This is a genomic window from Companilactobacillus tucceti DSM 20183, assembly GCF_001434665.1.
Classification (GTDB): Bacteria; Bacillota; Bacilli; order Lactobacillales; family Lactobacillaceae; genus Companilactobacillus; species Companilactobacillus tucceti.
On the sequence record NZ_AZDG01000003.1, the window covers coordinates 124,726 to 137,111 of the forward strand.

General features: G+C 34.8%; 15 protein-coding genes and 1 riboswitch. Of the genes, 8 read left to right on the forward strand and 7 right to left on the reverse strand.

Features of this window, described 5'->3' with window-relative positions:
- Positions 1–25: 25 nt before the first annotated feature.
- Positions 26–964, forward strand: a complete 939-nt coding sequence (locus tag FC72_RS02435) for an AEC family transporter (protein ID WP_057764424.1) — start codon at positions 26–28, stop codon at positions 962–964.
- A 5-nt stretch (positions 965–969) separates the two neighbouring features.
- Positions 970–1,638 carry a YoaK family protein gene (locus tag FC72_RS02440; protein ID WP_057764426.1) on the forward strand — a complete coding sequence of 223 codons (669 nt, stop codon included), beginning with the start codon at positions 970–972 and terminating at the stop codon, positions 1,636–1,638.
- Between the two features lie 171 nt (positions 1,639–1,809).
- Here the strand turns inward: FC72_RS02440 and FC72_RS02445 are convergent, their stop codons facing one another.
- Positions 1,810–2,358, reverse strand: a complete 549-nt coding sequence (locus tag FC72_RS02445) for a GNAT family N-acetyltransferase (RefSeq protein ID WP_057764428.1) — start codon at positions 2,356–2,358, stop codon at positions 1,810–1,812.
- 229 nt (positions 2,359–2,587) lie between these two features.
- Between FC72_RS02445 and FC72_RS02450 the strand changes: the two genes are divergently transcribed.
- A complete protein-coding gene (locus tag FC72_RS02450) occupies positions 2,588–3,016 on the forward strand; it encodes a MarR family winged helix-turn-helix transcriptional regulator (RefSeq protein WP_057764430.1) in 429 nt (142 codons plus the stop codon).
- 66 nt (positions 3,017–3,082) lie between these two features.
- On the opposite strand, the gene ribH is transcribed toward FC72_RS02450, so the two are convergent.
- The 5 genes from ribH to FC72_RS02475 form a co-directional block, all read right to left on the reverse strand.
- Positions 3,083–3,556 (reverse strand): 6,7-dimethyl-8-ribityllumazine synthase, encoded by a 474-nt coding sequence (ribH, locus tag FC72_RS02455; RefSeq protein WP_057764431.1) that lies wholly within the window; start codon positions 3,554–3,556, stop codon positions 3,083–3,085.
- 1 nt (position 3,557) lies between these two features.
- The gene (locus FC72_RS02460) at positions 3,558–4,772 is read right to left on the reverse strand and encodes a bifunctional 3,4-dihydroxy-2-butanone-4-phosphate synthase/GTP cyclohydrolase II (protein WP_057764433.1); all 1,215 of its coding nucleotides are present in this window, start codon (positions 4,770–4,772) and stop codon (positions 3,558–3,560) included.
- Positions 4,765–5,370, reverse strand: coding sequence for a riboflavin synthase (locus FC72_RS02465; RefSeq protein ID WP_057764435.1), 606 nt, complete (start codon positions 5,368–5,370; stop codon positions 4,765–4,767). Before FC72_RS02465 ends, FC72_RS02460 begins: the two co-directional genes overlap by 8 nt.
- On the reverse strand, positions 5,370–6,416 hold the full coding sequence (ribD, locus tag FC72_RS02470) for a bifunctional diaminohydroxyphosphoribosylaminopyrimidine deaminase/5-amino-6-(5-phosphoribosylamino)uracil reductase RibD (protein ID WP_083480725.1): 1,047 nt from the start codon (positions 6,414–6,416) through the stop codon (positions 5,370–5,372). Before ribD ends, FC72_RS02465 begins: the two co-directional genes overlap by 1 nt.
- 122 nt (positions 6,417–6,538) lie before the next feature.
- Positions 6,539–6,671: riboswitch (FMN riboswitch) on the reverse strand.
- Between the two features lie 56 nt (positions 6,672–6,727).
- Positions 6,728–7,288: a TetR/AcrR family transcriptional regulator gene (locus FC72_RS02475; protein ID WP_057764437.1), complete on the reverse strand. Its 561-nt coding sequence runs from the start codon at positions 7,286–7,288 to the stop codon at positions 6,728–6,730.
- A 154-nt stretch (positions 7,289–7,442) separates the two neighbouring features.
- Between FC72_RS02475 and FC72_RS02480 the strand changes: the two genes are divergently transcribed.
- The 3 genes from FC72_RS02480 to FC72_RS02490 all read left to right on the forward strand — a co-directional run bounded on the left by FC72_RS02480 (position 7,443) and on the right by FC72_RS02490 (position 9,864).
- Positions 7,443–8,423, forward strand: a complete 981-nt coding sequence (locus FC72_RS02480; protein WP_057764439.1) for an SIR2 family NAD-dependent protein deacylase — start codon at positions 7,443–7,445, stop codon at positions 8,421–8,423.
- The gene (locus tag FC72_RS02485) at positions 8,413–9,249 is read left to right on the forward strand and encodes a hypothetical protein (protein WP_057764441.1); all 837 of its coding nucleotides are present in this window, start codon (positions 8,413–8,415) and stop codon (positions 9,247–9,249) included. The genes FC72_RS02480 and FC72_RS02485 overlap by 11 nt, the downstream gene beginning before the upstream one ends.
- A 108-nt stretch (positions 9,250–9,357) precedes the next feature.
- On the forward strand, positions 9,358–9,864 hold the full coding sequence (locus FC72_RS02490; protein ID WP_057764443.1) for a GtrA family protein: 507 nt from the start codon (positions 9,358–9,360) through the stop codon (positions 9,862–9,864).
- A gap of 124 nt (positions 9,865–9,988) precedes the next feature.
- On the opposite strand, the gene guaB is transcribed toward FC72_RS02490, so the two are convergent.
- Entirely contained in the window at positions 9,989–11,467 is a 1,479-nt protein-coding gene (gene guaB / locus FC72_RS02495) for an IMP dehydrogenase (RefSeq protein ID WP_057764445.1), read from the reverse strand.
- 222 nt (positions 11,468–11,689) lie between these two features.
- On the opposite strand from guaB, the gene FC72_RS02500 reads away from it, so the two are divergent.
- Together FC72_RS02500 and FC72_RS02505 are read left to right on the forward strand one after the other, a co-directional pair.
- The gene (locus tag FC72_RS02500) at positions 11,690–12,025 is read left to right on the forward strand and encodes a DMT family transporter (protein WP_057764447.1); all 336 of its coding nucleotides are present in this window, start codon (positions 11,690–11,692) and stop codon (positions 12,023–12,025) included.
- The coding region (locus FC72_RS02505; protein ID WP_083480726.1) for a DMT family transporter at positions 12,025–12,386 on the forward strand (362 nt) is incomplete at its 3' end. The genes FC72_RS02500 and FC72_RS02505, both read left to right, overlap by 1 nt.

Genomic DNA, 12,386 nt, shown 5'->3' on the forward strand with positions numbered 1-12,386 from the left:
AAATTTACTAAGGGGAATTTACTATATGGAAGTATTTTTTCAAAGTGTCCAAGGTATCTTCATAATAATCGGACTTATTGCCGTTGGATACGCTCTGGCTCTAAAGGGCTGGTTCACTGAAGATACTACTAAACTAATTGCAAAATTAGTTACACAAGTTGCCTTACCGGCTTATATGATTTTTACCATAACTAAAGATTTTACGGCTCACAAATTGATCACTCTATTGCCTAACTTAGTTATTCCATGCCTTTCTATGACCATTTTAATTGGCGTTTCAGTTTTGATGATTCGCCTATTGAAAATTGACCCGCAACACCGTGGACTATTCTCGTCTATGTTTTTTAACTCCAATACGGTCTTTGTTGGTCTACCAGTAAATATGGCGCTATTTGGTTCAGAAAGTTTGCCTTACGTATTAGTTTATTACATGGCTAATACTACTTTCTTTTGGACATTAGGAACTTATTTGATTCAAGTTGATGGAGAACAAAAAGGTTCTTTTAGTCTAAAAAAGACTCTTGGTAAACTATTTTCTCCTCCATTAATGGGATTCATAATTGGTTTATTGCTAGTGATTTTTCATATCCAACTTCCTCATTTTCTAATGGCTGACTTTGAATACTTAGGTAACTTGACCATCCCAATGTCGATGATCTTTATCGGTATCTCAATTGCTAATGCCGGACTAAGTAATCTTACTTTGCATAGGGAAAATGTTGGGATATTATTTGGTCGATTCATTTGTGCACCATTATTAATGAGTGCTTTATTCTTATTTATTCCTGGTCCTGCACTAATGAAACAAGTATTTATTATTCAAGCCGCTATGCCCGTTATGACGAATGCTCCTGTTGTTGCCAAGCTCTATCACGCCGACTCTAACTACGCTGCCGTTATGGTTACAGAAACCACTTTAATGAGCCTTGTAGTAATCCCAATATTGATGTTGATAATTAAATAAAATATATGGAAAAAGAATTTCCAATATACGAAAGAACTGCGATAGTACAACTACTAGCAATGACATCTGGTGGAATCGATGCTTATTCTTATCTAACTCATGGACATGTTTTCGCTAGTATGCAAACAGGTAATTTAATCTTATTAGGCGTGAACTTAGTAAACGGAGACTTTTCTGTTATCTTAAATTACCTATTACCAATTTTGACCTATTGTTTTGCGGCCGCAATCACAAAATGGTTTCAACTTCATTTTCCAACTGAATCCAAAATGGATCGACAATCCTTAATTCTTACTTTTGAAATGTTTATTTTCCTAATAGTAGCGATTATTGGAGACATAGTTCCTCTAAACATAACTATCCTAATGATATCTTTTGCTATATCCGCTCAATTTGTGGAATTTAGTTCGTTACACGGTATACCGGTAAACACCTTAATGATGTCTGGTAATATCAAAAAAGTCGGTATGCTAACAGTCGATGGGATAGTAAACAAAAAGCCTAAATCTATCAGGCGTGCTAAAAGAAGTTTGCTTTTAATTATCGCTTTCTTCATCGGTATTTTTTTGAGCGCCTGGGCAGTAAAAATACTAGATAGACAAGCTATCTTGTTTGAAGTGATAATTCTATTGATTGCCTTATTTATAATTAGGTTAAATAAACCTGAACAATAGCAAAATAGTTAATTTATGCGCATATAAGAGGTTATTTTAAAAAGAGTAATATTTACCTTATATTGAAAATGTAAGTGCTTATATGGCCAGTATTTACTTCTTGGTTATATTAGAATCGTAACTTTTAATTAAAAAATGATCCGTAGTCCAAAATTGGATTACGGATCATTTTTAGTTTGCCATTGGTAATGAAACTGGTAAGTTCAATTTTTCGTAGCCAATATTGTAAACTTGTTCAACATTACTGCTATTTAAAACTTTAACCATTCCTGTTTCAGTGAATCCCATTTTCTTTATAACATGTTGCATACCAAAGTTCTCTTGGTGAGTATCAATTCTGATACCTTTAATTGTTGGATTAAGACTTAATTCATCCAAAACGGCATTGAAAAGTTTTGTGGACAGGCCTTCTCCGCGATGGTTAGCTGAAACTGCAACTCGATGTAAAGCAACGTATTCGCCCTCTTCTGTCATCCATTGTCCATCAAGTGTTTGATAACTCATATCTGGTCCAGATATAGCAGAAATAGTTCCTAAAACCTCATCGCCTTCAACGAGAACATAGTTGTACCCATTGTTAATATCGTGGACTAAGACATCCATATTAGGATATTGTCCTCTCCATTGATTGATATTTTGGGCCGCCAGGTGGGCCTTCCCATCCAAGATTATTTGTTCAATTTGTGGTAGATCTTTCATTTCCGCATGACGTAACAACATTGTTCTCACTTCTTTACAATTTATTTCTCCACTTTTTAACGCTTAGATATCTAAGCATTTAAATATCGATAATTTTAGTTATAATACCTTTTTAGACAACTGTCAAGTACTTAATTATTAAATATCTAACTATAAGCTATTGAAGTTTAAAAATCCCTATTTAAAAGGCCTATCCTAGCGTGTCTTATGATATAATTAGTGATATAAAACCTACAATATGGAGGGTTATATGGAGGACAAAGGTGCTCAGGAAATAAATTATTTGCTGCATTCTATTCTTTTCAACGAGCAAAGATTATTTAATGAGCAATCAACAAATTTAGATTTAACAGTTCAGCAAGCTAGAACACTAGAATTGATTCAAAAGGACCCAGGAATGATTCAGCGCGAAATTGCTGATGCTTTAAGTATTCGTGATGCCAGTGTTTCTAGCATGCTCAAAAATCTTGAACGCGATGGATACGTAAAAAGAAGAAAAGATCGTCGTAGTGATAGAAACAAGCGGATTTTTTTGACAGATAAAGGCGAAGAGATAATCAAAGAATTGGGAAATCTTTTCGAGGATGTTGAAAAACAAATTATTAAGCCACTTGAAAAAGACGAAACAAAATTACTATTAAAATTACTAAGAAAAATGGACGCTGAGATCAGCGAATAACAAAAGCCCCCACAATTATTAGAAAATGAATTCTAATAATCATGGAGGCTTTTTAAATGCCTTACTTTATACCAACGAATCTATTTGTGCTTCTACACTAAGCATCTGTATAATTCCGGATGCACATTCAGTCCCTTTATTTCCTGACTTACCACCAGCACGATCAATGGCTTGGGCTAAGGACTCAGTAGTCAAAACACCAAACATAACTGGAACCCTACCTTGTATTGAAACCTGACTCAATCCCGCTGCAGTTTCTTTACAAACATAGTCATAATGATTAGTTTCACCCTTAATGACTGCACCTAATGCTATGATCCCATCGACTAAACCGCTATCTGATAATTTCTTTACAATTCGAGATAGTTCTAGTGCACCAGGTACATGTACGACCAAAATCTGATCTGAAGTTATCGAACTTTCTTGAAGCTTTTGAACAGCACCTTTTAATAATGCATTAGTAACGACACTATTAAAATCTGCCACTACAATTCCTATTTTTTTGGCATTTTTAATTTGTTTAGTAGTAATTTCTTGCATTTTAGTTTACCTCATTCAATATATGATGAAATTTTTCTTTTTTCGTTTTTAAATAAGTTTGATTTTCTTTTGTTAGGCCAACCTCTAATGGAATTCTTTCAACAACTTCAATCCCTGATTCCTGCAATTGATCGATCTTATCAGGATTATTAGTCATTAGTTTTACTTGGCGAACGCCTTTAGATTTAAGTATTTTAGCAGCAAGATCATAACGACGTGCGTCTGCTGGAAGTCCTAGAACATGATTTGCCTCAACTGTATCCAAACCTTGATCTTGTAAATGATAGGCTCTTAATTTATTAGTTAATCCAATTCCGCGACCTTCTTGTCGTAAGTAAACAACCGCACCACGACCTTGTTTTTCGATCCTACGTAAAGATTCTTGTAATTGTGGACCACAATCACAACGGAGTGAACCTAGAGCATCACTAGTCAAGCATTCACTGTGAACACGTACTAACAATGGCTCTTCACCAGTTATATCTCCTTTAGAAATTAATAAACTTGGTTCTTTTATCCCATCACCAAATGCTTGCAACTTAAAGTGACCATAAGCAGTTGGTAAATCAACGGTTGAATAAGGCTTAATATCGAGATTATCTTGATACTCACGATAATTTAAAATATCGCTAATCGTCAAAAATTGGAGTTCATTTTGTTCAGCTAGCAATTGCAAGTCCTTTGTTCTTGCCATCTTTCCATTATCCTTAACTATCTCGCAAATATATGCCACCGGAGTTGCCCCTGCAAGTTTTGCCAAGTCCACTGCAGCTTCAGTATGACCACCACGAACTTTGACTCCACCTTCTTTAGCAATAAGTGGAAAGATGTGGCCTGGATGATAAAATCTTTCCCAATTACTTTCTGGATCGGCCAAAGTTTTGATCGTATCAGCACGGTCATAAGCTGATATTCCTGTCGAAGTTGTTTTAGCATCAACAGTGATCGTAAAAGCTGTTCCAAAGGCATCTGTTCCATGAGAAACCATTGGCTCTAGAGATAATCTTTGAGCTACTTGCTGACTCATTGGAGCACACAATAACCCCTTTGCTTGACTGATCATCAGATTGACAGATTGTGGTGTAACAAAATCTGCCAAGCCGATCATATCTCCTTCTCCCTCACGATCAACAGAATCGGCAACAACGACTAAATGCCCTTGTTTTAACTCTTTAATTGCTGACTCAACTCTTTTAATAACTTCATTTTTACTCATAATTAGCAACCTCTTTATTCATTTTTACAGCATATTTACCTAAAATATCTGTTTCAATATTCACTTTTTTCCCACGTACTAAATTTCCTAATGTTGTTTCACTTAATGTATAAGGGATCAACGCTACCTGGAACCAATCTGCTCCAACAGCCACAACGGTTAAACTGACCCCATCGATTCCAATTGAGCCTTTTTCAACAATAAATGGCAGCTGATCTGAATTTATTTTGAAAGTAAATACCTTTGAAGTAGATTGTTCCTCAACGTTATTTACCGTTGCTGTTGTATCAACATGTCCTAAAAGAAAGTGTCCATTCAATCGTTCAGTCACTTTTAATGCCGGTTCCAAGTTGACCAAACTATTCAATTTGAGTCCATCAAAAGTAGTTCTTCTCAAGGTTTCAGGCATTGCATCAACCCAAAAATCATTGTCTTGAAATTTAGTAATTGTTAGACATACACCGTTAATAGAAATACTTTCACCAATTGAGAAATCCTTTTTATTGATTATTTTTGATGCAATTCTAATTTGCTTTGTCCCATGATCTTCTTGAAGCTGGACGATTTTTCCTTGTCCTTTGACAATTCCTGTAAACATCAATACACCCTCTTTGCAAAAACTTTTAAATCTGATCCTAATTGAGAAATTTTCTCGATTTTAAAGTCCAGCATCTCGGAAATCCCTTGCCCAAAAACGCTGGGTAGACCGGATCCTCCAATCAATTTTGGTGCAACATATGCAATCAATTGATCTACTAAACCACTTTTAACAAAATCTGCATGAATATGACTTCCACCTTCAATTAATAAAGATTGAATTCCTTGCTTCGTCAAAAAGTCGATGATTTTTTTTGGAGTCCAGGTCTCGTCTACTACTACGTGGACGTTTTCCGGTAAATGTTGTTCATTTTTATAATTAGTCAAAATATAAGTGGGACCTTCTGATTTAAATATTGATTGTTGCAAATTTAACTCTCGAGAATCATGTATCAATACGACTCTATATGGTGGAAATAAAGGATTAGTGCGAACTGTTAATTTTGGATCATCGATTTTTAAAGTATTTTCACCAATCAAGATTGCTTGATTCATTAACCGTAATTTTTGAGTATCTTTAAAAGTATATTTTCCGGTTAGTTTAGTTCTATAGCCACTTTTCTGATTAATTTTTCCATCTAAAGACATTGCGTATTTCAAAGTAATAAGTGGTCTACCATTTTTGAAGTAAAAATTATAGGCCGGATTTAGCGACTTACTATTATCCAAATTAGTTACTTGAATACCATGTTGTTTCATACGCTCAACACTTTTTCCAGAAACTTGTGGATTAGGATCAATTTGACCGATAACTACTCTTTTAAATCCAAGTTCAATTATTTTGTTAACACATGGTGGCGTCTTTCCTTGATGACTACAAGGTTCCAAAGTCACATAAATTGTCGCCCCAGTGGCCTCTTTCTCATTTTTTAAATGACTAATGGCATCAATTTCAGCATGTTTCTCACCAAAACGACGATGATAGCCTTTTGCTAAAACTTGATCATTCTTAACAATGACTGCGCCAACCAATGGGTTTTGCCACGTTTGACCCAACCCTTTTTTAGCTTGATCCATTGCCATTTCTAAATACTTTTGATCTTTCAATCTTATTCACCCCACAAAAAAAGACCCCGCATAAAATGCGGGGCCCCATTATTTTATTAAGCCAAATAAGACTTCTTTCGAAGACAATCTTGAATAAACGTACTGCGTACGAAAAAATCTTATTTTTTCTTCTCCCATCCAGACTATACTGTCGGTCCCAGAATCTCACTGGGTCCACCGCAAAACGCGGGTCACGGACTTCAACTTTTAGTTGTTACCGTCGGTCGGGAATTTCACCCTGCCCCGAAGAAATCATTATTTAGTTTTCAAAAGCGATATTATCACAGCAAAAATATAATTGCAATTATATTTTAACGTTCACGAAAAGCCTTATAACCTTGTTCTACAAAGTAGTTCATTAATTTTACATCGTGTTTCCAAGCTGTTGTTCTTTGCCAATGATGTTGATAATTAACATAAAATGAACCACGCAAAGTGTATTGAAATAACAGATCCGCATCTTTTTGATCGAGATTAGTTTTGTTCATAATGTCCGGAATCATCTTGTCTTTTTCATGTGCATAAATTCGGCCAATAATATACTCGGTCAAATTAGAATCCATAAACAAAGCTTGATATTTACCTGATTTAGCAACTCTTTGGCATGCCGGAATAAATGATTCGTTGTTAAACGATATATTTTCAGAAACTAATTCAAAATCAAGTGCATCGTCCAATACTGAATTTAACAATGAAGTTATATTATCAAAATGTAAGTAAAAAGTAGTACGTGTAATGCCTGCTTCTCGACATAATTTTGCTACTGTTACTTTTGAATATCCATTTTCATTAACTAATTCCAAAAATGAATCTTTTACTATTTGTATTGTATATAAGGTCCTACGATCAATTTTTCTATTAATATTTACCATCCCAGACTCCATTACACTTTCCAAGTTCTGTCCATAAAAATACAACTTTATATTAACTGTTATTAACTTTGGTTTTCCATTAGTTAAAATAAACTTTATTAATTTCGTTACATGGTGTCAAGAATTTAATAAATAACTTTTGGAGGAAATCTTCATGACTTTTTATGAAAAACTAGTTTTACAATCACAACAGAGTTTTCAAAATAACTATTCTACTTACTCACAGGGAAAAACACCTATAAAATTAAGCACCAAACAGCCTGACAACTATGAAACACAAATTAAAAAATTTAGCAAAATGTTTAATGATGCAGAATACGTTGTAATTGGCGGGGCATCAGGATTATCGGCCGCAGGTGGTGGCGATTTTTATTATACCGATACTCCGTCATTTTATGAAAATTTTGGAAAGTTTTCAAAAAAATACGGTTTTAAGGGGGCTTTTGCTGGTATGCGATATCCCTTCCCCAATCGTGAGACCTACTGGGGATATTTAGCAACATTCTTAAACACAACTTTAAACGCCTCAATCAGACAACCGTATCAGGATCTAGCGGCAATTTTAAATGATAAAGATTTTGATATTGTAACTACCAACCAAGATACACAATTTATAAAATCATTTGATGAGGCCAAAGTTTCAGAAATCCAAGGAGATCATCGCTTCTTTCAATGTTCTAACGCATGTACTGATGATGTTTGGGATGCAACTGAATCAATCGATCAAATGATTAAGGCTATGGGTGACGATACTCAAATACCTACTGATTTAATTCCACGTTGCCCACGCTGTGGTGCCGAAGCATTCCCATGGGTACGTGGTTATGGTAATTTCTTGGAAGAAAAAAAATATCAAGCTGAGTATGCCAAGATCTCAAATGCACTTTTAAGCCATCAAGGATCCAAAACTTTATTCATTGAACTTGGAGTAGGACGTATGACACCTATGTTTATTCAAGAACCCTTCTGGACTTTGAGCTACAATTTATCAAATGCTAATTATATTTCAGTAAATCGTGATAGTGCCTTTCTACCAGAACAATTGGAAAATAAAGGTCTAGCCATTCAAAATGATATAGCTAAAGTATTACACGACGTACGAAATCAAATAGTAGAGGTAAAAAATGATAAATAAATTAGATCAAATCAAACAAATTTTAGATTCACCAACTCCTATTCTAGTTACTGCAAGCAATGGTTTTTCAATTGGCGAAGGAATAAATATTTTTCAAAATAACGATGATTTTCAAAAAATATTAGGTGATCTTATTCCCAAGTATCATTTTAATTCTATACTTTCAGCTATATCATACCCGTATGATAATCTACTAGACGCTTGGCAAGTATGGGCTCGCTTGATAAATTATTTTGTTGGAAGTTACCATATCAGCTCACAAATGGAATCTTTAAAACAATTATTAAAAAATAAAGATTATCTGATTGCCACGTCTAATGGTGAATATCATTTTAATCTTGCTGGTTTCAATGACGATTCCGTCTTAGCTACAGAAGGTGATTGGGGAACACTTCAATGTTTTGATGAACATGATGATCGACAACTAGTTAGCTCACTACCTATTGCTCAAAAAATTGTAGACGCCGAAAATAAAAATCAACTTACCTTGGACTTATTGCCAAAATGTGAAATTTGCGGAAATGTATTATTACCACATTTGCCATTCAATGAAAATTATCTTAAACCTGTTCTTAGCCAGAATAAGTTTTCAACTTTTTTTAATTCAGCAACTTCAAAACATCAAGCTTTAACAATTCTAGAGTTAGGGGTTGGACAAAATCATCCTAATTTACGTAAGCCGATATTTGATATGCTTTCATTAGCCCCTCAAGTAAATTACATAATTATCAATCGAGACCATATTGTGGTTCCATCTTCAATTAAAAAGAAAACTATTGAATTTTCTGAAAATGTCGAAGATGTTTTGCAAGAAATTACAAAATAAGGAATAAATTAAATCACTTTTGAATGAAAAAAATAGTAAATTTGTTATAAATTGAATAAAAGGGTTAAAATTAAGGTGTACGTTTAAACATTGGGAGAAATGACAATCATGAATAAGAAAACAACTCTTGATAAGGAAAGTTCACTAACAAAGGTTATCGACGATATCTCAGAAGGTATTAACGACGCTGGAACTGTATTTAACTCAGAAGAATTACCAGAAAAAAAAGATAGTACTGGTAAAGAGGCTGTTCGTTATTTACTTTGGGGGCTACTTTCAGTTGTAGTTAATTTTGGAACATTCTTCCTCTTATACCATACAATGCATCTTAACTACCAATTTGCTAATATCGTTGCATGGTTCTTAGGAGTTCAAGTTGGATTTTGGATCGATCGAATTATCGTCTTTCATCACAAATCCAATACCGCTTTTAGAGAAATGTTGGCTTTTTACGGAACTAGAATTTTAACCTTCTTAATTGAAACAGCCACACTTTGGATTGGAATTTCAGTCTTTAGTGCTGATGGTACTGGATCTAAAATAGTTGGTCAGATATTGGCTATTACTGGCAATTATGCCTTATCCAAATTCTTTATTTTTAAGAATAAAAATTAAATAATCCAATAAAAAAAAGAGTGTGACAAAAGGTGGCAACCTTTTGTTACACGTTTAGTCAATAAAAGTTCGGAAGCTAAAAAAGTGAACTAACTTTAGAAAGTTAGTTCACTTTTTTGTTTATTTATCTAACTGAATAATTAGGAGCTTCTTTAGTAATTGTAACGTCATGTGGATGTGATTCACGTAATCCAGCGTTTGAAATTTGAACAAATTGGGCATCTTGTAATTCTGTTAGATTATGTGCACCGACATATCCCATTCCAGAACGAAGACCACCTAACATTTGATAAATTACGTCTCCAACAGCACCCTTAGCTGCAACTCGTCCTTCAATACCTTCAGGAACAAGTTTGTTGGCTTCATTAACACCACTTTGGAAGTAACGGTCAGATGAACCATGTGACATAGCGGCTAAACTACCCATACCACGATAAGTCTTAAAACGACGTCCTTGATAAATTTCAAATTCACCAGGTGCTTCGTCAGTACCGGCAAGCATTGAACCTAGCATAACGGCGTTACCACCACCGGCTAGCGCTTTAACCATATCACCTGAGTACTTGATACCACCATCAGCAATGATCGTCTTACCATATTCATGAGCAACACTTGCTGCATCATAGACAGCTGTAAGTTGAGGAACTCCAACACCGGCAACGATTCTTGTTGTACAAATTGAACCTGGTCCAATACCAACTTTAACCACATCAACACCAGCATCATACAAAGCTCTAGTACCCTCAGCAGTGGCTACATTACCAGCAATCAAAGTTGCATCTTGGAACTTTTCTCTGATCTCACTAATTTTTCTTAGAACACCTGCTGAATGACCATGAGCTGTATCAATAATAATCGCATCAGCACCAGCTTTTAGTAAAGCAGCAGCACGTTCAAAAGTATCACTAGTTACACCAACAGCAGCGGCAACTAATAAACGACCGTACTGATCTTTGGCAGCATTAGGAAATTCTTGAACTTTTTCAATATCCTTGATAGTAACTAGTCCGCCTAAACGACCCTTCTTATCTACCAAAGGAAGCTTTTCGATTTTGTATTTTTGTAAAATCTTTTCGGCATCTTTTAATGAAGTTCCTACAGGTGCTGTGATAAGATTTTCTCTTGTCATAACTTCATCAATTTTAATTGAATAATCATTGATAAAACGTAAATCACGATTAGTAATGATACCAACTAATTTTAATTCTTCCATGTTAGAGACAATTGGAACACCGCTGATTCGATATGTATGCATCAAATCTTCAGCTGCACTGACTGGAGAGTCTACCGTTAGATAGATTGGATCGATGATGACGCCATTTTCTGAACGCTTAACTTTTAATACTTCATCTGCCTGTTGCTCAACACTCATATTTTTATGGATAACTCCCAGTCCACCTTGGCGAGCCATGGCAATTGCCATTGGTGCCTCAGTAACTGTATCCATACTTGCACTTAAGATAGGTGTATTTAATTTAATATTCTTAGCTAATTGAACTGAAAGATCTACTTCATTAGGTAGAACGTGACTTTCTGCAGGTACTAATAAGACATCATCAAAAGTGAATCCTTTTTTATCAAACTTTGTTTCCCATGCCGACATGGATAATCCTCCTAGATTTTTTTGTACCCTCTCTTAGGGTAAAATTTATAAGATATGATAGTCGATTTTGGCACCTTAGTCAATTATACGGATTACGATAACTACTTCATAACCGCTTACAAAACACCGCTATAATCGGTTTTTTTGACCCAGCTGTGCTAAAATAATGGCGACTGAACTTAAATGTAAAACGTTTTCTATTTTTTAATTGAGGTGATCAAAATGACTAAAAGTTGGTTTGAAATATTTATTGGCGCCTTACTTGAAGTAGTCTGGGTATCAGCGATGAAACATCAACACTCTTTAATTTCAGCAATAGTCGTCGTACTTATTCTCATTTTAAGTTTTTATTTGATGGTCGATGCTAGTAAAAATATCCCCGCTGGAACTACCTATGCCGTATATGTGGGTTTGGGTTCATTATTCGTTGTCTTAGCAGGCGTATTGGTATATCACGAAGCATTTAGTATGGCGAAACTATTCTTTTTAATCTTATTAACAATAGGTGTTATTGGACTAAAGATCGTCACCGATATTGAAGAAAGACAGGCACACTAATGGATTGGATATTCTTGATACTCGCTGGGTGTGGCGAAATGTCAGGCGTCACCTCGTTAGGCTTTTACTCAAATACAAAAAATAAAATGGCTTTAGCAGCAATGGTAATATCATTTGTTTTTAGTTTTACTTTTCTATACTTATCATTGCAGACAATTCCTATGTCGATCGGCTACTCAATTTGGACTGGGATAGGCGCTGCTGGAGGGTCATTAATGAACATGTGGCTATTTAACGAATCCAGAAGTTTTAAAAGATTTTTCTTTATTTTCTTAATTATCATTTCAGTAGTTGGTCTTAAATTTATGGTTCTTTGTCAAATCGTATTGATGAATGATTTTGGACCTGAGGCACCTCTTAA

Coding starts and splice junctions, on each gene's coding strand:
- FC72_RS02435 (WP_057764424.1), top strand. CDS start 26: ATGGAAGTATTTTTTCAAAGTGTCCAAGGTATCTTCATAATAATCGGA.
- FC72_RS02440 (WP_057764426.1), top strand. CDS start 970: ATGGAAAAAGAATTTCCAATATACGAAAGAACTGCGATAGTACAACTA.
- FC72_RS02445 (WP_057764428.1), bottom strand. CDS start 2,358: ATGTTGTTACGTCATGCGGAAATGAAAGATCTACCACAAATTGAACAA.
- FC72_RS02450 (WP_057764430.1), top strand. CDS start 2,588: ATGGAGGACAAAGGTGCTCAGGAAATAAATTATTTGCTGCATTCTATT.
- ribH (WP_057764431.1), bottom strand. CDS start 3,556: ATGCAAGAAATTACTACTAAACAAATTAAAAATGCCAAAAAAATAGGA.
- FC72_RS02460 (WP_057764433.1), bottom strand. CDS start 4,772: ATGAGTAAAAATGAAGTTATTAAAAGAGTTGAGTCAGCAATTAAAGAG.
- FC72_RS02465 (WP_057764435.1), bottom strand. CDS start 5,370: ATGTTTACAGGAATTGTCAAAGGACAAGGAAAAATCGTCCAGCTTCAA.
- FC72_RS02475 (WP_057764437.1), bottom strand. CDS start 7,288: ATGGTAAATATTAATAGAAAAATTGATCGTAGGACCTTATATACAATA.
- FC72_RS02480 (WP_057764439.1), top strand. CDS start 7,443: ATGACTTTTTATGAAAAACTAGTTTTACAATCACAACAGAGTTTTCAA.
- FC72_RS02485 (WP_057764441.1), top strand. CDS start 8,413: ATGATAAATAAATTAGATCAAATCAAACAAATTTTAGATTCACCAACT.
- FC72_RS02490 (WP_057764443.1), top strand. CDS start 9,358: ATGAATAAGAAAACAACTCTTGATAAGGAAAGTTCACTAACAAAGGTT.
- guaB (WP_057764445.1), bottom strand. CDS start 11,467: ATGTCGGCATGGGAAACAAAGTTTGATAAAAAAGGATTCACTTTTGAT.
- FC72_RS02500 (WP_057764447.1), top strand. CDS start 11,690: ATGACTAAAAGTTGGTTTGAAATATTTATTGGCGCCTTACTTGAAGTA.